The organism is Pseudomonas persica (assembly GCF_900291015.1).
GTDB lineage: Bacteria > Pseudomonadota > Gammaproteobacteria > Pseudomonadales > Pseudomonadaceae > Aquipseudomonas.
This window is the reverse complement of record NZ_OLKL01000205.1, coordinates 1-260: the sequence shown is the minus strand read 5'-3', so window position 1 is coordinate 260 and position 260 is coordinate 1. Positions and strand designations below refer to the sequence as shown.

Sequence of the window (260 nt, the reverse complement as noted above, 5' to 3'; positions counted from 1 at the left end):
ACGTAAGACAGCGAAATATCGCGCTCCCACTCGTTCAGATCCCCCCTCGCAGATTTGACATTACCCCCTGACAGATACATAACCTTCGAGGTCAAGCCTGGTAACCCAGCCGCAGAGAAGTCGTATGCATATCCAGCCATCCATGTACGCTCACCGGCACGAGTAAAGCCCGTGATCTGGCTATTACTGGTCAAATAGACCGTAGACCCCGACCCCTGGTTGATGAAAGGCATATTGCTGTCACCGATGACGGTCTGGAA

The 260-nt window shown here is 52.7% G+C and carries 1 protein-coding gene; it reads right to left on the bottom strand.

The features are described from left to right. A partial coding sequence (locus FQ664_RS26285) for an OprD family outer membrane porin (RefSeq protein WP_144175914.1) occupies positions 1-260 on the bottom strand: 260 nt, incomplete at both ends.